Origin of the sequence: Occallatibacter sp. (assembly GCF_036502485.1) — a bacterium.
In the GTDB taxonomy this organism is placed as follows: Bacteria; Acidobacteriota; Terriglobia; order Terriglobales; family Acidobacteriaceae; genus Telmatobacter.
On record NZ_DASXYM010000043.1, the window covers coordinates 1 to 19,160 of the forward strand.

The following is a 19,160-nucleotide window of genomic DNA, read 5'->3' on the forward strand; positions in this document are numbered from 1 at the left end:
TTTTCCACTCAGAAATCCACCTAGAAGGCTCTCAGCTTCCCCAAACCCGTAACTCGGGGCAGTTTCAAACAGGCTCATTCCGGACTGCCAGGCGAGGTGCATAGCGCGCAGGGATTCATTGCGTCCCACTCGTCCAAGCACGGAACCGCACCCAAAACCAAGAACAGACGTCGTGATCTCGCCACACCTGGTGTTTTGCATAGGGCCATTCTACTTCCGAGCCCGATGGGAACCCCCAGGGATATCCACATACGTGCGCAGTCGCGAACGAATCCGCGCGAGAGGGCACCGAGCATGAAGCCATTGAACGTTCTCTTAGTCGTATACGCATTTCCGCCCGCGGGCGGCGTCGGGGTCCTGAGAGCAGCCAGTCTCGCGCGCTATCTCCCCCCGGAGGGCATACGGCTCGATGTACTGACCACCAAGAACCCCTCTTCAGTCGGCTATGATCCATCGCAATTGCGCGACATTTCTCATGAGGTGCGGATCCACCGCACCTTGACTATTGATCTTCCGTTCGGCGTGAAAAAAGGGTTGAAGAAATTCTTTACCCATTCGCGCCCATCGACCATCCAACCTGCAGCAGCAGCCGGAAGCGAGCACACACACCTTTTAAAGAGGACCTTTCAGGATCTCCTCTTACCGGACCCGCAGGTGCTGTGGCATCCGGTTTTGACGCGAGTGGCCCCGCGACTTATCCGCGACCGGAACATCGATGTGGTACTCATCACGGGAGCGCCCTACTCGAACTTTTTGCTAGCCAAGAAGCTTCGCAAGCAGTTCCCTGCTCTGAAGATTGTCCTGGACTTTCGTGACGAATGGTTGGCAACCTCATTCGATGCCGCCAGCAGCTTTCAGTTCGGCAGCAGAAGCGAGAGAGCGCGAGACTTTGCGATCAAATCCGAGCACGAGGCAGTTGCCAGCGCAACGGCGGTGGTTGCTGTTACTGAAGCCGCGCTCGACACGATGCAACGGAGGTATCCGCAAGAACCAGCTACAAAGTTCCATTACGTCCCGAATGGCTTTGACGCAACACGGATCCCCGTCGCTGAGGACTTCCTGGAGCACACCCCTGGCGGAAAGGTAAATGTCACATACGTCGGCAGCGTGTATGGGTCAACGGACCCTACTGCGTTGGTTCTCGCTTTGAAATCGCTTCCGCCGGCCGTTAAGTCCCGTCTCGCCTTGAAATTCATCGGGCGCATTGAAGATCCGAAGTACCGCAACCAACTCCTTGAACTTGGCAACATGGTCGAATTGCTTGGGTATAAGCCGCAGCGAGAAGCGCTGGAAGCAATGAATAGCGCTGACTACGCTCTGTTGATTACGCACGATCCGCTTAATGTTTCCGCTAAGTTCTATGATTACCTCGGCGCTCGCAAGCCTGTTCTGGCGTGCATTCGGCCGGGCGGCGATGTGCGCCGCCTGCTTGACAGCACGCGGGGCGGTTGGTGGGCGGACAGTTATGATGTCGAACAGATGAAGCAGATGTTTATCGACGCAGTCGCACGCAGAAGCTTGCTTCCACGAATGTTTCATCCCGATTCCAGCAGGATTGCACAGTTTGAACGCAAGGTTATAGCTCGTAAGTATGCAGAGCTGTTGCGGGGCCTCGGCCGAAAAGACTCAGGCCACTATTTCTACGATAACGCCACTGCAATACCAGAAAGAATTGCTCGGTAACGGTACTGACGATGACCGCCGGCATAGGTTGCAACCCACCGGCGAGTGGCATCGCAATATATGTTGAGCAGCCTGGTAGATTTCGGCATACGCCCCCCGGTGCCGGTACGTCGCGGACGCGCTTTGTTAAACACAGACAGGATGGGGATCCCATTGAACCGTTGTGATGGAGCTGTAAATATGAATTGCCTTGGATACGAAGAGACCGTGAAGCCTTTGGACAGGGAACGGCCGCATATCTGCATCGTTTCGGCGAAGCCAGCATTCGCCGACGTGTTCGAGCAGATCGCCGGTCATTCAAACGTCATCGTTGTGAACGAACATCAACTCGAGCAGCAGTTGGATGAGCAACCGCTCCCTGATTTGCTCGTGGTGGACGGGGAGGTAAGGGGTACGGGAGAATGGCAGGGTGGAATGACTACACTGTCACGCATCTGCTCCAGGTACCCGTCCATTCCCGTTGTTATGCTGGGATCTCCCAGGGAATCGCATGAACGAGGACTGCTGGAGGGGGTGAGCGCGGCATCCCTGGTAAGCCTTCTTCTCAGCAGACCAACGTGTGAGCCCAGAGATCGGAGACCGGTCGAGGAGGAAGCACTGCCGGAGGTTGGCGAAAATACCATCACCCATCTTGACGGCGATACGGCGTTTGTCCGTTGCAGCAAAAAAATGCGGACCATCGAGTCGCAGTGCGCCATGGTAGCGCGCACCGACATGCCAGTACTAATCCTGGGCGAGAGCGGGACCGGGAAAGAAGTCGCGGCAAAGCTGATTCACAGCATGTCAGACCGCAGCGAGCGTGAGTTTTTGAAGGTGAACTGCGCAGCTATGCCCGCCGATCTCCTTGAAAGCGAACTTTTTGGGTTCGAGCAGGGTGCCTTTACCGGAGCCGTAAGATCAAAGCCCGGAAAATTTGAGATGTGTGACCGGGGGACTATCTTCCTGGATGAGATTGGCGAGGTTCCCTACCCGCTCCAAGCCAAGCTCCTGCAGGTTCTTCAAGATGGAAGCTTTGCGAGGCTGGGAAGCAGGACAACCGTAAAGGTAAATGTACGCGTGATTGCGGCAACCAATATCGACATGCAGACCGCCATTGCGCAAAAGGAATTTCGCGAGGATCTCTACTATCGCCTCAATGGATTCACGGTGAGGATGCCTCCGCTCCGGGAGCGCGTCGAGGAGATTCCCTTGTTAGCAAAGTACTTCATCCGCAAAGCTGCTGCGAGATATCAATGCAGCCTGCTTCCCATCTCACCTCTTCTTATGCGCATTCTCTCAAAACACTCCTGGCCCGGGAATCTTCGCGAGTTGGAGAACGTGATCAAGCGATATCTCGTCATTGGCGACGAGCAGGCCATCATCGAGGAACTGAATCCTCCGAGCCAGCATTCATTCGCACTGGTCACCGATGACTCCGCAGCGAGAATGGCCAGTCTCAAACACCTGGTCCGTGACCTGAAGGGTAATGCTGAAGCTACAGTGATCGCCCAAACACTGCAGACAAAGGGGTGGAATCGCAAAGCAGCGGCGGTTGACCTGCAAATCAGCTATAAGGCGCTTCTGTACAAGATCAAGCAGTACAACCTGGTGTCTCCGAAGCAATCGGGGGAGCGTCCCGACTACTCATCCACTGTCAACTCAGTCTGGAACTAGGCTCAGCGCTCTCGTGGAAAATATTGAAGATACTTTACTGGAGCCTGGAGCGGATCGCGCCTTATCCGATGGCAGGGTGCATCTGTACTGGGCAAAACTCGATGAGGCGATCGACGATGCAACTGCGGCGCACCTGTGCGGTTCGCTGGCCTGGGATGAGCTGGAACGAGCACGGCGGTTCAAGTTCATGCTGGATACGCAACGCTACATGCGATGCCGCGGGCTGCTCAGAGCGCTGGTTGGCGCGTATGCAGGCAGGCCCCCGTCTGCTGTCGTGTTCACATATGCGAGCGCCGGGAAGCCTCGCCTCGCCTCAAACCATTACAACCTGTGTTTCAACGTTTCTCACACCGAGGGGACAGCTGTGCTTGCTTTTGCCCGGAGCGAGGTCGGTGTGGACATTGAAAACATCCACGCAGCAGAGATTGCAGAAGAGGTTGCGGAGCTATTTGCTGGTAAGGACGAGTTTGGACATATCTCAGAATTGCCTGCCAATGAGCGCCAGAAGGCGGTCTTGCAGCTTTGGACTCGCAAAGAGGCTCTATTGAAGGCTGCCGGGACGGGAATGATCGCAGATTTGTGCTCAGTTCAGGCCGGTATTCGTTCCACCATCGTGACAGCGCGCCTCCCCTGCTCCATGCAAGACGACTGGGCGGTTGAAGACATTGAACGTGCCCCCGACATCGTTGGCGCTATCGCTTATCCCCGCGGAACCCAGGACAGATGGATGCGTCGCGACTTCCAGGTCAGTCTGCGCAGCCTCGAGTTCCGCGCGCCATGAATTCGCCCGTCCGGGGTCGCCTCATCTCCAGACTCAATTTCACCTGAATATTCGGAGGTCCTTCCCATGCAACTGTATCTAGTCACCGGCGCAGCCGGATTCATCGGGCGCTCGATTGCGGCGGCACTGCTTGCCCGCGGAGAATTGGTTCGCGGCGTCGATAATTTCATCACCGGAAAGCGCGCGAACCTCAATGGGCTCGAAGCGATGGAGTTCATCGAAGGTGACTTGAACGATCCGCGGGTATGCGCAAAGGCATGCGAAGCGGTAGATATCGTGTTCCACGAAGCGGCGCTGCCATCAGTGCCGCTCTCCATAACAAATCCCATTGCTACAAACCAGTGCTGCGTTGGCGCCACACTCAACCTGCTGATGGCTGCCCAGGCAGCGGGAGTGCGTCGGCTGGTTTACGCGGGCTCTTCATCTGCCTACGGAGACTCTCCGACTCAGCCAAAGCATGAGGGTATGCTGCCTGAGCCTATTTCGCCCTACGCCGCCGCCAAGCTGGCCGGGGAGCACTATTTGAGCGCATTCTCTCATGTGCATGGTATGGAAACCGTGGTGTTACGATACTTCAACGTCTTTGGACCTCACCAGGACCCCACCTCGCACTACTCGGGCGTGCTCGCGATTTTTTGCAGGAAGATGCTGGCAGGAGAAGTTCCGACCATCTACGGAGACGGGGGCCAGAGCCGAGACTTCACTTACATCGACAATGTGGTCCATGCCAATCTATTGGCAGCCTCCGCACCGGCCGAGAAGGTGCGAGGAAAGGTCATGAATGCGGCCACGGGGTCGCGCATCACATTGAACGACACGTTCCACCATCTGCGCAGGTTGACTGGATTCAAGGGGAGCCCGTTGTACGCGCAGGGACGCGCGGGAGACATTCGAGAGTCACTCGCGGACATAACGCTTGCCCAGAAACTGATTGGCTATGAGCCGATCGTAGGTTTCCCGGAGGGACTTCGCCGAACTGTAGAGTGGTATCGGCAGAGCGAAGAAAAAAGCCATGCAGCCCAGGCGTACCCATCTTTGGAATACGCCTAGGCTGCAACGCTCGCGTGTAAGCAAAAGCTGAAAGGATCTCAATATAACATGACGAGATCTTAGGGTTTAAGCGCCACCGCGAGGATGTTGTACCCACCGGTTGGTCCAGTTGCCTCTCCGAAGTACGTTCCGGCGGAAGGTGCGAGGCCGTCTTCGAGGAGAATGGTGTAGCCGGAGCCAGTCGCTACCGGGCGCTTCGTCCAACTCAGGGGAGCCGTTCCCACTGAAAGGGAGTAGTCGCTTGGCACCGCACAAAACGACCAGACCAAATCGGAACCTTTGGTCGTTTTGAAGGTGGGACTGTTTATTGCCGTTTGCGCCCAGGCTGAAGATGAAGCTGCGGCGATGCCATCAAGGGGTGATGCTGCGACGTTTGCATATTCAGCAACGCTCAGCCACAGCCGGCGATAAGAAGAGTACTTGAAGGTAATCGTGACCGACCCGGACGTGGTATTCGGAACGAGATAGGCAGATAGAGCGTCCTTATCGGTGACGGCCAGCGTGGGAGTTCCTGAGGAGGCCGTCGGTGCGACACCGATCACGCCGCCGGCAATTCCAATTACTAGGGTGTGACCCGCTCCCACACCGGACAACGTGCAGGAAGTCACTGTTCCGTATTGCACAAACTGGTGACACTCCTGAACGAACTTTGGCGTGGCACTCGCGATCAATCCGATGTTGTAGGTTGCTGAGCTCACCGCGCTAGCCGTAGAGCTCACCACAGATACAGCCTTCATCGTCTCTGAAGCAGACACGATGATTGGTCCGGAGTAGAGGGTGGAACTGGTTGTAGGCGTGGTGCCATTGGTCGTGTAGTAGGTTTTGGCGTTCGCGGTCGTTGTGCTGATTGAAACGCTTTGCGCGGCGGAGTAACTTCCACCCGCCGGGGTGAAGGTAGGCGTTGCAACAGTCGTAGACATGGTGTACGTTGCCGAACCCACCGCACTGCTCGTTGAATTCGCGACCGCGATGGCTTTGACCGTCTCGGAAACAGATATGCTGATCGGTCCGGAGTAAAGAGTGGAGCTCGTTGTGGGCGTGGCGCCGTTGACCGTGTAGTAGATCTTGGCGCTTGCCGTAGTGGTGCTGATTGAAACGCTCTGCGTGGAGGTATAGGTTCCGCTGGCCGGAGTGAAAGCCGGTGTTGCCACCGTCGTAGAGATGGTGTAAGCTGCCGATCCTACCGCGCTGCTCGTGGAGCCCACCACCGCGATGGCTTTGACCGTCTCGGAAGCAGATACGCTGATCGGGCCCGAGTAAAGAGTGGAGCTGGTTGTGGGCGTAGTGCCGTTGACCGTGTAGTAGATCTTGGCGCTTGCCGTAGTGGTGCTGATTGAAACGCTCTGCGTGGAGCTATAGCTTCCGCCGGCCGGAGTGAAAGCCGGTGTCCCGGGCGTCGCAACTGCATTTGCGCTGCCTTCATCCTCAGCACCAATGGTGAGAGGCGAGCGGCGCGGCGTGAGTGTAGAGGTCGCCAGTGAATATTGCCAGCGCACGGGCAACGTTGCGATCGCGCCGGTCAGTGCCGTTCCGGCCCCAATGGCTGCAGAGCCGGCAGGCGGAACCAAAGTAGTGGGATCGAACGGCTTGGTTGAAGTAGTGAGGAAATTGGCGCTGCTCAAACCGTAGACGTGAGTATCGATCGGCGAACTCAATGGCCAGAAACATGGAGTGGAATCGCAACCCGCGGCAAAGCCTGTGACCGCGCCCGTGTTCCAGTTGATCCCGTCAATTGGCGTAGCAATCGACATCGCGCCCGTCTGGTACAGGTTGGTGCTGGCGCTCAGGATTAACGTCTCGAACCCGTTGATTGCCATTGTTCCATTGCCGTAGCCGCGGCTTGTGTCGGGCCAGAAAATGTTATTCCTGGCATCCACACGCTGCGGAAAAATGGGGTTGAAGCCATCTTGGTTCTCGCCCGTATCGAACACAATTTCGGCATCAGGCATGGTGTTGGAATAGAAATACAGCGTGCCATTGCGATTGGTCATCCCTGGCACGTTGTCCGCAGCATAATGAATCTGCTGAGAACCGGCTCGCCCAATCAGGTTGCCGTAGATGAAGTCCTTCTGCGCAGATTCCTGGTAAGCCGCAATGACGTTCGCCCCCGCGGTATCTCCCAGCGAGTACAAGCCGTCTTTCACGAGGTAGTCTTCAAACGACGTGTAGGGAGCAGCATCCTGATTCTCGACCAGATCGAAATCTCTCGCCGGACCACTCGATCCCGGTGCTTGTGTATCGAGGTAGTTATAACGGAAAATCCCTTCGACTCCGCGCCACTTAATATCCGAACCTTGCGCAGCCGGCGTGTATTTATCCACCCGGTTGCCTTCAAAGAGCGCGAAGAAACTCTGGAAGTACACCTGGTGTTCGCTCCAGCTGGTAGACCATCCCGAACCGTGGATGTGATTTCCCATTACGGTGACGTTTTGCGTGATGTCTACCCAGCCGCTGTTCGAATTCTCTGCGGTGAACAGCCCGTTGGTGCATGTATCCATGTCGTTTCCGCTGACATCGACGTAAGCGCCCGAACGAAGATTGACGCAGGCCGCCCCCTCCAGCCAGGGTGTGGCAGATCCGCCACCGGGCGGAGTGTAGGTAACTCCAGGACTCGCGTTACGAAGATGCAGGCCGGTGAGAGACACATAATTCGGGCCCGCAGCCCCGTCTTGCCAGTAGCCGTAGGGAGTAGGCGGCCCCGCCCACAAGGTGAGAATGCCGTAACCAGCGGCGGCGCCAGTCGAAACGTCTGATTGGCCAACTGAGTTCTTTCCATCCAGAATGGGCAGGTTGCCAGCTGCATCCGGCACTCCGCACACAAGGATGGGCTGGGCAGCCGTACCGGAATTCTTCACCTGGAAATACTCGTGATATACCGACGGGTTGGCGTTTGTCGTGTCGCTATTCCAGATACGCATGATTGTACCGGGCGTCCAGCTTGTAATCGCCGGCACCGCGGATATAGTCGTAAACGCCTTCCCCGCTCCAACTTCATAATCGCCGCCCGTCAACTGAGGGTCGCGGTAACACTCGTGGGGTCGGGTTTGGTTTGGAGTAGCGCTGTAGGATGGCATGGCATTCGGGGACACGTAAACGATTGCGGTGCCAATCTGATTTCCGCTGGCGCGCGAGGTGTAAGAAACCTGGTAACGCCCGGTCACGGTCGCTGTGAACACGGTGTCGCGATTGATGGTGTCGGCCAGTACTCCGTCCCCATTGCTCGGTTGGCTGTCTATCCTCCAGGTGCCCGTTTCATCGGTGTTGCCGAGCACCCACGATTGCAGCGTCATCGGTTGTCCGCGGTACGCCTGTTGATAAGCCGGCGCGACGATTACATGCGTGGTGCTCGCGCAAACGCTAAACAAGAACGTGGCCGCCTTACTTGTGTCGTCGGTTGCCTGAGCCTTCACAGTGACGGTCGCCGTCGACGAAACTTTGTAGGCCCCATTAGTACCGGAAATCGAGCAATTACCTGCCGTCGGCCCAACGTTCACCTGCATGGTGGGGAGAGCCCCACTAATGGAGGTGGCTTGCGTGTTCTTCGGATCGCTAAATGTAGCGGACGCACCGCCCGTTGTCGAAGCTACTGTCCAGTTCACTGTGCAAGCGTGACTGGGCGCGGCGCACTTCGTACCACCGCTGGTTATCTGAACGTTGATTTGTCGGCTTGATCCCGGTAATACCTGAAAAGGATATAGAGGGACGTTAGGCGTGATGACTATCTGAGCTGTGGCGGCGGGCAAAAAGAAGCATATGATGCCGACCCAAATGCCCATACAAACTTTCAGGGCGCAATTCTGCATCGTTCTCTCCACTTTCTTCATCGGATGAAATTCTGAAGGCTGGTACTCTTTTACCACATTAGTGGCGATTAGTACCTAACAATTACGTTACCTTCGGGTTCCAAATTGGAACCGCTCGCAGAGCGGTCCCGTGACTTTGTAAGGCAGGCAGCAAACCAGCTGATTGCCAAACATGAATTTGAACCAAGGGAGAGGCCGGAGCCCGATTGAAGGGGTCTTCTGCGAAGAACTATTTCATTGTTAGTACGTCCATGTTACTTGCCCCACCATCTGTGGCGCAAACAAATCCGGTTAAAGGAAATTTCACGGTGAAAATTGCAATTGTGGGATGCGGCAAGATCGCGGACGCGCACGTTGAAGAAATCCGCAAGGTGGGCTCGGCGCAACTTGTAGCAGTATCTGACCTTGAGCCGCTCATGGCTGAACAACTTGCCGCCCGCTTCGGGATTCCTCGTTGGTATTCCGATCTATCCGAGATGCTCGCTGCTGAACAAATAGATGTGATCCACATCACAACTCCACCTCAATCCCACGTTGCGCTGGTGCGGCAATGCTTCAATGCTGGATGTCATGTCTTCCTCGAAAAGCCTGTAGCGCTCCGCCACTCAGACACTCAGGCGATTGTTCAGGCAGCGGCCAACTCGAATTGCAAGTTGGCTGTCAACTATTGGCCCAATTTTGAGCGCCAGGCCCTCGATCTGCGCGCGATGTACCAGGCAGGAGTCCTGGGTGCTCCGGTGCACATCGAAAGCTTTTACGGATATAACCTGTCCGGCGAGTACGGAATGGCCATTCGCCGCGACCCGCACCACTGGGTGCGCAGCATGCCTGGAATGCTGTTTCAGAATGTGCTCGACCATGTGTTGAATAAGATCGTGCCGTATCTCGATGACTCGGATCCGGAGATGCACGTCGACGCTTACTGCCGCGCCGCAGATGATGATATGAGCGGTGCCGACCAACTCCTGGATGAGCTGCGGGTAATGATTCGAGGAGGGAAGGTGAGCGCTTACGCTACATTTAGCGCGCACGCCCGTCCGGTCGGGCACACCATGCGGTTCTATGGCACGCGGAACACTGCGTACGCCGACTTTAATGCGCGAACTCTGGTTCTGGAACGCAAGCAGCAGTTCCCATCCGCCCTGGGCCGCCTGGCTCCCGCCTTCCAGGTTTCTTCCGACTACTTCCGGCAGAGCATCAAGAACGTTCGTCTTTTCTCTCGTTCGCGCTTCCACTTTTTTGACGGAATGCGTCGTCTGCTGACTGAGTTCTATAGCAGCATCGAGAACAACTCCCCTCCACCTATTGCATACGAGGAAATATTGAGGGTCTCCTCATTAATTGACACGATTGTTGCAGAGGTATATCCGGCGGTGCTCGCATGAAGATTCTAGTTACAGGCGCAGCGGGTTTCCTGGGAACTCACGTAATCAGTAGATTGCTCGCTCATGGTCATAAACATATCCGTTGCTTCCTGCGTGACCCGTCGAAAGCCGCGCGACTCGAATGCATCGCTCGTCTGTACCCCGATGCACACGTCGAGCTGTGCTACGGGAATCTACGCTCCAGGTCTGAATGCGCTCGAGCTCTTGAAGGAATTTCTCTCATATTCCACCTGGCGGCAGGACTGCGAGGCTCGCCTGCCGAACTCTTCGCCGATACCGTGATAGCTTCGCGCAATTTGATTGAAGCACTAAGGACCAGAGAGGAAAGCCGCAGGGGCAACACCCGCCTGGTCCTCATCAGTTCGTTTGGCGTGTATGGAGCCGCGCTCCTGCGCAGAGGTGCACGGATCGACGAATTGTCGCCCACTGAGACCCACCCAGAGTGGCGAGACCCATACTCCCACTCAAAGATCCGCCAGGAACAACTCGCTCGGGACCTGGAGCGCGAACTCGGTTTCCAGCTAGTCGTCCTTCGTCCGGGCGTTATTTACGGTCCTGGAGGAGGTGCTTTCTCCAGCCGAGTCGGTTTGCAGATCGGTTCTATGTTTTTTCACCTGGGGGGTAGGAACCTCTTGCCCCTATCGTTCGTCGAGAATTGCGCCGAAGCCATTGTCATGGCTGGAACTCACCCAAATGCCGCCGGTAACACCTACAACATTCACGATGACGATCTCCCAACTGCCGCTCAGTATCTGCGCGAGTATCGCAAGCACGTCAAGCCAATTCGATCCATTCGGCTCCCCTACTTCATCACACGCATGCTAAGCCGGATTCTAGAGAATTATCATCGGCGATCGCAGGGTCAGCTTCCTGCCGTTTTAACCCCGTATAAAGTCGCATGCAGCTGGGGTGGGAACCGCTTCGATAACACAAAGCTGCACGGGTTGGGTTGGAAGCAACTCGTCCCCACACCAGACGCAATGCAAAAAACATTTGATCATATGCGCCAAGAACTTAGACGCCTGGCTGACTAGCGGCGAACAAGTGGAATTGTTGCCCTTTACCACCAGCCAGCTTATAAATTGTTCTCACGCATAACTGATTCCAGCGTACTTCCCAAATCTTTTGCAGATACCGCCCAGTTACGGCTCCAGTGGGACGAGATAGCGGCAGAATTCCAGTCGCGCTCCAAAGCCGACCTGAGCGCCTCCGCGAGCGCGTGAGAGTCGCGCGGTGGAATCAGCAATCCGCATTGCTCATTGAGAATCTCAGGAATACCCCCCACACTCGTGGCCACCACAGGCCGTCCACAGGCAAGAGCTTCCATGACGGTGTTGGGGCAGCCCTCCATGTAGCTCGGAAGGGTGAAGACGTCGGCAGCAGCCAACCAATTTGACACCTCCTGGAACGAACATCCATGCACAAGGTGCACAAACGCACAAGCCCCGTAAGTGCGTATGGACTTTTCGATCAAAGGCCTGTCTGGACCATCGCCGACCACATAAACATGGAGTTGGCTCCGCGTGGGTTGCAACAAAGACGCCGCGTGCACCAGTTCTCGAAGCCCCTTGCGCGCATCCAGCCTGCCAACGTAGAGAACAGCCTCGGTGCCTGTCTCGATTCCCAACCGGTTCCGCGCTTCGGTTCGATCGCGAGGACGGAAAACGGAGAGATCGCATCCGCCCCGCACTGTGCGGCTAGCCTCGGCCCGAGCTCCCAACGTCAGAGCGCGCCGACGTAGATCTTCACTAACCGTCACGAGAAAATCGAGCTTTCGCAGGACGTCACGGGTGTGCATCCTCGTAAACGGGTCAGGAATATTGTGGACATCGGATCCGACCGCAACTGCCACAACCGGAACGGCGAGTTCTCGACCAACCTGAAGCGCGGCATATCCCCCCGGATACAAAGAAAAACTGAGGATTAGATCCGGATCGAAGGCCCGCACATCACGCAGCACGCTCGCCGCGGCTACCGCCCCGTTGAACGGACGAGACAACAAAGGGATCGCCCGATAATCGTGATATGAAACACTCACCCCCGGCACTTGGAACTTGTCCGAACACAGCTTCTTGAGATTTCCCGGTTTCCAAAACTCCGAATAGGCCGGTCTCGGGTAAAAGACGTGTACCTTGTAAGTCTTCGAAAGAACCCTTAACGTCTCATAGGAATGCCGACCATCCGTTGGCGCCATGGGACTGGGAAAATGGGGCGTAACAACTGCTATCCGACGCATGAGCGCTCCTCCGAACATATAACACACGGCAGCAGATGAAAAAGTGCAATCCTAGCGCCGGATAAGCGCATCGGCAGCTTGGTACATCTGCCATGCGGTAGCCCAATGAAGCTCGATGCCCCGTTGATCTGCCTCTTCAGCGATCCATCGGAACAGATTCCCAAGACCCTCATCCAGGAGCGGCCCCAGGTTTCTGTCCGCAGCGCCATGGGTATAGAGCTTGATGAACATGTCCTCTCCAACCACGGGCGCAACATCGAACCACTGACGAATTCGTGCCGGTGTAGGCAAATCGTAACCGGCCACCTCGCCAGTCTCCAATCTTGGCATTCCCCTCCGAAAGCGAATTCCAAGCGGCCCCGTAATCATCAAGAGGTCGCCCTGTTGGCCACCCTTGACACTGGCTTCGATGCCCTGATCGAAGGATTTAGGGCTTCCATCCGCATTGGCCGTACACCAATAGATCTTATTCACCACCCGTCCCTGAGTTGCAGACGGAAGAGATGGCATCGTGAAATCCGCATAGCACCCAAGGTCGCGCAGGAGGGCAATCTCGCCGTTCAGTCCGCACCATCTCCCATCCGGCCTCGAATTGTCGAGTGCCCAGTTCCCATGAATAAATCCAAACACCGTCCGCCCCTCTACTTGGCGAAGAAGCCCGTGCTCGTTTACCAAGCACGAGCAAAAGTCGGTCACCTTGCGAACGAAGGTGTCCTTCTTTTCATGGTCATGATGAAGATGCACTTCAACATCACCCACTCCTCGGCGCACGATCTCCGCGATGCCATCCAGCAGTTCTCGGCGATATTCCTCCTGCGGGTAGAAGAAGCTGTACTGCGCCGGTTTCCCACTCGCATCCCGGGGAGCCTGTTCCGCAATGCGAGGCCACTGATCACGCCAGCGCGAAACCCTGCGAACTGCCTCGGTCATAGAGGCGTCCAACCCCAGCGGTTCATAATGATCCGTGATCGCAATCCATGCGCGCTTCGCTTTCACGCGCCGCACGCTCTTCTGCAGGCGGTCCCGCAAGTATGGCACCAGCCAAATTTCTGCGTGTCGAGGAAGTTTCACCAAGCGTTACTTTCTTTGCAATTTAAGTGTGGCATTCGATTCCCTGTTAATGAGATTATGGACTCAATAATACTCCGAAGTGAAGCACTTTTTCTCATTGCTCAGTCAGAGGGTATGCACCGACCGTTTATGCCGGCGCATGCATGCTGAAGCTGTCGGCAGCACTCACCTTCATGACCGCGGTTAGCTAGTCCGTCGGGTCCGCTTATGGCACATCAAAGCTTTTTCACTTCTCCCAGATCTGCAGGAGGTCGCACTGTGAGCACCACAAAATTCAGCGAGAATAACCTGGATTGCCTTCGTTTGATTCTGGCTTCAATCGTCGCCCTATTTCATATCTTTGCGCTCACCAGCCTCAGCTCCTTCTCCGCCTTCGGCACTTACCTGTCCCCGCATTTTGCCGTGAGGGGCTTCTTCGTAATTAGCGGCATGCTGATTTACAGAAGCTATACACGCTCGTCCTCTGTCTCTTCCTACTTCGAGAAGCGTTTAAGGCGCATCTATCCGGCTTACGTCACGGTAGTCACACTGACAGCTATTACTCTTGGTGCGCTGAGCACGCTCCGGCTGTCGAGATACTTCGTAGTCGGATTCTGGAAATACCTTGTTGCCAACCTTCTATTTCTCAACTTCGCTGCCCCCTCTTTGCCTGGAGTGTTCGGAACACACGTAAATACCGCAGTCAATGGTGCACTCTGGACACTAAAGATCGAGGTGATCTTCTATCTCTCTGTCCCGCTTATCTACTACCTTTGCAGACGCTTCGGTACCAAAGCCATCATGGCCGCCGTATTCTGCTTGTCCTGCGTGTGGAAATACGGTTTTGCTCTCCTGGATGCTTTAGAGCGCGCGCGATCCCTGGCGCCACTTGATGACACACGGACGATCTTCGCTCGCATGGAGGTGCAGTTCCCCGCTCAGCTCGCATATTTCAGCGCCGGCATATTGCTCTTAATCTATTTCGACACGCTCAAAAAGCATTTCCTGTTGATTTCGTGCATCACGGGCGCCTTATTTCTGGTAGATCACTTCTTCACGCACGATTCGCTCGACCTCTTCTGGATCAGCGGTGTTGTATTCGTGTTCGGGTTTTGGAGATATTTTGGCAACTTCTCCAAGTTTGGGGACTTCTCGTATGGCGTCTATATCGTCCATTGGCCCATCCTCCAAGTGCTGATCGCCCTCGGAGTGGCGGCGCTCAGCCCTGCTTTGTTTCTCGCTACCAGCATTATGCTCATCTTTATCGCCGCATTCACCTTATGGCACCTGATTGAGAAGCGGTTTCTTGCAACCAGTTCCCATTACCGTCACTCACAGGTTGAAACAGCAGAGCCGAACAAGTCGCTTCACTCCGAACCACCTGTGCTCAGATCGCTCTCAACGTCAGAACGGTAGTTATGCACTCCACCAAAACGCTGAGCTTCTGAAGGCATTCTTACTCAAGAACACGGGGCAAGACCAACGTAAAACCCAACGTGCCCGGTTACTCTGGTCCGATCATTTAACCAACTATGGGATTCGCTCTTTCAACCTTCTACCTCTTCGTTGCGTATCTCGGGACCGAAACGGTGTTCGGGCCTCTTGCACCTTATCGGCTGGAGTTCGTTCTCGCGCTTTCGATATTCCTTGTGTCGCTTCCCTTGCTGCCAACCTCCAACATCATCAAGTCGCCGCAGTCCCTGGCACTGATTGGACTCGGATTTGCCGTCCCGTTCTCGGTAGCCGTAAGCGGCTGGATCGGCGGAGCGCTGCAAGCTTTCAACGGCTTCATTCCCTGCGCCTTCGCTTACTTCCTGGTTTGCCTACACTGCAACAGCAAAAAGAAGCTCATTATCCTGATCGTAGCTCTTGAGGTTGTCTGCTTCTTTGTCATCCTTAAGGGATCGCTGGAGTTGCGAGCGGTTGGCGGGGACGCGCCTTCTCCGGCTCTACTCGACGAATCGTCATACCTATTGGCACAGAGGAGCGATCAGGGCGAATGGTTCTACCGCCTTCGGGGCCAACATTTCATGAATGATCCGAACGACTTTGCCCAGTTCTTGGTATGCATGGTTCCCATGGCATTTGCCTTGTGGCGCCCGAAAAAGACCATGCGGAATATTGGCCTCGTGATTTTACCTGTCTGTATTCTCCTGTATGGCGCATTCCTCACTCATTCACGGGGATCTTTGTTGGCGCTGGTCGTCCTTGCCGCCGCTGCCGCCCGCAAGCGGATTGGCAGAGTGGCATCTCTTATCACTGCCGGCGCGATTTTTATGGGGGCATCCGTTCTGGGGTTTACCGGCGGCCGAGAAATCTCCGCCGAATCCGGCTCTGACCGCACTGCTCTCTGGAGTTCTGGACTTCAGTTGCTCAAAAGCCACCCGCTGTTCGGAGTGGGGTTCGGTCGAATGCCAGATTACACCGGTCTCACTGCCCATAATTCCATCGTGGTATGCGCAGCTGAACTAGGCATCACAGGGTTGTTCTTCTGGTCACTATTCGTTCTACCCTCGATACGGGATGCGATGGCAATCGCATCCCCCCTGAAGGTCCATGAATCGGAGCCGATGCGAATCGTCGAGCCTCTGGTACCGTCACCACCGTTACAATCAGCACCCATCGAGCGAACGGAGATCAATCGCCTTGGGGGTCTGGTGCTACTGTCGCTGATTGGATTTCTCGTCACTGGGTGGTTCCTTTCCCGCGCCTACGCCATGACGCTTTTCCTTCTGGGCGGGATTGCTGAAGTAATCTTCCAGATCGCCGCAGATCGTGGAATGATTGCTCCACGCCTGCAACTCGGCCCGGCGCTTCGCTATTCGGGAATGCTGGCCGTTTCCCTGATTCTCGCTATGTACGTCCTACTTCGCGTTACCAACTTGACGCGGTAATTCACAATGCAGCACCCTTCGAGGCGCGACGCCGACTACACCCAAAAACGAGAATATGCAAAGCACATCGATGAAGATCGCCCATATTGTAGACAGCATGGAGGTAGGCGGCGCCGAAACGCTCGTCTACCAGATGTGTCGCTTCCAACGCCAACAAGGCCATGATCCGCGCGTCTATGCGATTGCGGCGCTCGGCCTGCTCGGCGAAGCGATGCGAAAAGAAGGCTTCTTGGTGGAATCGAACGTCGGAAACCACTTTGCCGACTCTGCCCTGCAGTTCTATAAGATTTTCAAGAATACACGGCCCCACATAGTCCACCTTCACAACCCGACACCCACAATCTACGCAGCGCTTTCAGCAAGGTTGGCAGGTGTAAAATGCATTGTCTCCACTCGACACAGCCTAGTTGCCGCGCCACACAGATTGATGGTTGAAGGCAAGTATGCCGCGGCGGCTGCAAGTTGCGATTGGGTAGTCGGCATCTGTGACGCAACAGTACAGAATCTTCTGAACCTTCGCACTACTCCGCGGCGCAAGGTTCGGCGCATCTATAATGGCGCACTCCCTTTGGAGCACGCTGCGCCGGAAACAATCCCGGTGAAGACGGGCTTCACCTTGCTGTACGTGGGTCGCCTGGTACCTGTAAAAAATCACTCACTGCTACTGAAGGCCTTCCACCTTGCGCTCTCCACACTTCCTGATCTGCGACTCTGGATCGTAGGGGACGGCAACGAACGCCAACGCACGGAAACACTGGCAGCTCACCTAGGCATTTCGACTCAAGTCACTTTCTGGGGCCAACAAATGGAAGTGGCGCCCTTCTTTTCCGCTGCCGATGCTTTCATCATGTCGTCAACCTCAGAGGGTCTGCCGATGTCGCTCCTTCAAGCGTTTTCGCTTGGGCTGCCGGCGATCGTCACAGACGTGGGTGGGATGTCCGAGGTTGTCAGGCTTGCGCGGGCAGGCATGACGGTCTCGTTGGCAGATCCCAAGGCGATGGCCGCCGCCATCCTGCGCTTCGCAACGAGCGAAAGCGAAAGGCAGCATTGTGGCGCGCGCGCCAAAGCTTCTTTCGAGGACCGATTCAGCCTGGAATCGATGGTCAACGCTTATTTCGACCTCTATCGCGCTGCCCCACGGATGCGATACACAGCACCTGGTAAACCGGCATCAGCGTAATGTTAAGATGCCGATTTTCCGCGGAACCACAAGCTTCCATTCCCTGGCACGATCCGGTCACTCAGACGGAAACACATCTCACCACTCCACACAACAACTTTCTAACTTGAGAGCGACTTTGTGGCTTCCGGCGAAGGCATGAATGAGATGATCCGCTCCGCCGGCCTGACATGCAGACGCTTCCGTAAGCGAAGCATTGGCCTTTCAATTGCATAATAGGACGCCATCGCCAGAGTTACCGCCCCTATGAGGTTCTGAGGATACGTATTGAACCAAGCGCCTGACTCCCGATTCAAAAAGAGTTGCTGCCACAAATAGAGAGAATAGGAAAGGCCGCCGATAAAGACCACTGGCTTCCAGTTTAGGATACGTCCCGCCCAATCTTGCGGGCTGTGAACCGAACGGTGAATAAGAACGGCGATCCCAAAACTGATAAGAGTCGTTCCGAAGATATTAATTACTGAATACGCCATGAAGCGGTTAAGAATAAGGATGACACCTAGAACCGTCAGCGATCCGGCGGGGCGCAACAACAATTGATACGGCTTGCAGGACTCAAGCCGATCCCTCAATAGCGCAAGCATGCATCCCATAGCGAGGCTGTCTGCCACCATGGGAAACATCTCCAGATCGTGATATGGGGTGTCAATAAGAAGAACGCGGTTTGCTCCTCGTGCAACAATGGCAACGAGAATCACCCATAGTCCCACCCACCGAGCTTTCTTATAACCCGCTAGAACGAAGGCGACTGGCCAGAGCAGATAGAATTGCTCCTCTACGGAGAGGGACCATAGATGCCCGATATACCAGGACCGGCTGGGGAGATAGTTGGCGGTATAAGCGAAAGAGTGCCAAATGTCTGATTGCCGCAGATGTATCATTCCGAGGGCCGATAGCGCGGATGCAACAATTACGTACGTGTATGACGCAGGGAAGATGCGGAGGGATCTCCGTGCGTAAAACAACTTTATGGATATCTGGCCATTCGACTCTTGTTCCGACATAAGTAGGGTGGTAATGAGAAAGCCCGAGATGACGAAGAACACCGTCACACCAAGGTGGCCATAGTCTCCAACCAACAAATCCACCCTCCCAAAGCCGCGCGTCCCACTCAAGTGCCTCAGAAGGACCAAAGCGACTGAAGCCGCGCGTAGGCCGTCGAGCGAGGACATTCGAGCTAGCACACCTGCCGGCTTGTCGAGACGTCTGGAGCCGCTATTCATGAAATTCACAGGAGCTTCACCTGTTCCTCGAGCAATCTCCGGTCAATGGAATGGGTTCTCCTCCATCCACCACCTCGAAATCCGATACCTTCAAAGCCTGTAGGTCGCGTGGTCCGAAGCCTACGTCTGCGTACTTGGCCTGAGTATCTGCATCGCTTTGTGCGGTCAGAGCTATGTTTCCTCCATCGGAGAGAAACATCCCAAATTTCTGCATCGCCCGCG

The 19,160-nt window shown here is 55.5% G+C and carries 14 protein-coding genes; 9 read left to right on the top strand and 5 right to left on the bottom strand.

Annotation, left to right across the window (positions count from 1 at the left end):
• On the bottom strand, positions 1–201 hold a 201-nt coding region (locus VGL22_RS06710; protein ID WP_465266131.1), incomplete at its 3' end, for an aldo/keto reductase.
• 93 nt (positions 202–294) lie between these two features.
• On the opposite strand from VGL22_RS06710, the gene VGL22_RS06715 reads away from it, so the two are divergent.
• The 4 genes from VGL22_RS06715 to VGL22_RS06730 all read left to right on the top strand — a co-directional run bounded on the left by VGL22_RS06715 (position 295) and on the right by VGL22_RS06730 (position 5,167).
• Positions 295–1,683: a glycosyltransferase gene (locus VGL22_RS06715; RefSeq protein ID WP_465266132.1), complete on the top strand. Its 1,389-nt coding sequence runs from the start codon at positions 295–297 to the stop codon at positions 1,681–1,683.
• A gap of 60 nt (positions 1,684–1,743) precedes the next feature.
• On the top strand, positions 1,744–3,336 hold the full coding sequence (locus VGL22_RS06720; RefSeq protein ID WP_465266133.1) for a sigma-54 interaction domain-containing protein: 1,593 nt from the start codon (positions 1,744–1,746) through the stop codon (positions 3,334–3,336).
• Positions 3,337–3,349: 13 nt separating this feature from the next.
• The gene (locus VGL22_RS06725) at positions 3,350–4,117 is read left to right on the top strand and encodes a 4'-phosphopantetheinyl transferase family protein (RefSeq protein ID WP_465266134.1); all 768 of its coding nucleotides are present in this window, start codon (positions 3,350–3,352) and stop codon (positions 4,115–4,117) included.
• A gap of 66 nt (positions 4,118–4,183) precedes the next feature.
• Complete coding sequence (locus tag VGL22_RS06730) at positions 4,184–5,167, top strand: SDR family oxidoreductase (RefSeq protein ID WP_465266135.1); 984 nt, start codon at positions 4,184–4,186, stop codon at positions 5,165–5,167.
• A gap of 59 nt (positions 5,168–5,226) precedes the next feature.
• On the opposite strand, the gene VGL22_RS06735 is transcribed toward VGL22_RS06730, so the two are convergent.
• Positions 5,227–8,766 (bottom strand): chitobiase/beta-hexosaminidase C-terminal domain-containing protein, encoded by a 3,540-nt coding sequence (locus VGL22_RS06735; protein WP_465266136.1) that lies wholly within the window; start codon positions 8,764–8,766, stop codon positions 5,227–5,229.
• A gap of 410 nt (positions 8,767–9,176) precedes the next feature.
• Here VGL22_RS06735 and VGL22_RS06740 point away from each other — a divergent pair, with 410 nt between their 5' ends.
• Positions 9,177–10,355, top strand: coding sequence for a Gfo/Idh/MocA family protein (locus VGL22_RS06740; protein ID WP_465266137.1), 1,179 nt, complete (start codon positions 9,177–9,179; stop codon positions 10,353–10,355).
• Positions 10,352–11,389, top strand: coding sequence for an NAD-dependent epimerase/dehydratase family protein (locus tag VGL22_RS06745; RefSeq protein ID WP_465266138.1), 1,038 nt, complete (start codon positions 10,352–10,354; stop codon positions 11,387–11,389). Before VGL22_RS06740 ends, VGL22_RS06745 begins: the two co-directional genes overlap by 4 nt.
• A 41-nt stretch (positions 11,390–11,430) precedes the next feature.
• Here the strand turns inward: VGL22_RS06745 and VGL22_RS06750 are convergent, their stop codons facing one another.
• Together VGL22_RS06750 and VGL22_RS06755 are read right to left on the bottom strand one after the other, a co-directional pair.
• On the bottom strand, positions 11,431–12,591 hold the full coding sequence (locus VGL22_RS06750) for a glycosyltransferase (protein WP_465266139.1): 1,161 nt from the start codon (positions 12,589–12,591) through the stop codon (positions 11,431–11,433).
• Positions 12,592–12,642: 51 nt separating this feature from the next.
• Complete coding sequence (locus VGL22_RS06755) at positions 12,643–13,587, bottom strand: hypothetical protein (protein ID WP_465266140.1); 945 nt, start codon at positions 13,585–13,587, stop codon at positions 12,643–12,645.
• A gap of 333 nt (positions 13,588–13,920) precedes the next feature.
• On the opposite strand from VGL22_RS06755, the gene VGL22_RS06760 reads away from it, so the two are divergent.
• From VGL22_RS06760 to VGL22_RS06770, 3 genes are all read left to right on the top strand, one after another.
• Positions 13,921–15,057 carry an acyltransferase family protein gene (locus VGL22_RS06760; RefSeq protein WP_465266141.1) on the top strand — a complete coding sequence of 379 codons (1,137 nt, stop codon included), beginning with the start codon at positions 13,921–13,923 and terminating at the stop codon, positions 15,055–15,057.
• Positions 15,058–15,173: 116 nt separating this feature from the next.
• A complete protein-coding gene (locus VGL22_RS06765) occupies positions 15,174–16,535 on the top strand; it encodes an O-antigen ligase family protein (protein WP_465266142.1) in 1,362 nt (453 codons plus the stop codon).
• A 70-nt stretch (positions 16,536–16,605) separates the two neighbouring features.
• Entirely contained in the window at positions 16,606–17,715 is a 1,110-nt protein-coding gene (locus VGL22_RS06770) for a glycosyltransferase (RefSeq protein ID WP_465266143.1), read from the top strand.
• Positions 17,716–17,816: 101 nt separating this feature from the next.
• On the opposite strand, the gene VGL22_RS06775 is transcribed toward VGL22_RS06770, so the two are convergent.
• The gene (locus VGL22_RS06775) at positions 17,817–18,938 is read right to left on the bottom strand and encodes an acyltransferase family protein (protein ID WP_465266299.1); all 1,122 of its coding nucleotides are present in this window, start codon (positions 18,936–18,938) and stop codon (positions 17,817–17,819) included.
• Positions 18,939–19,160: the final 222 nt, after the last annotated feature.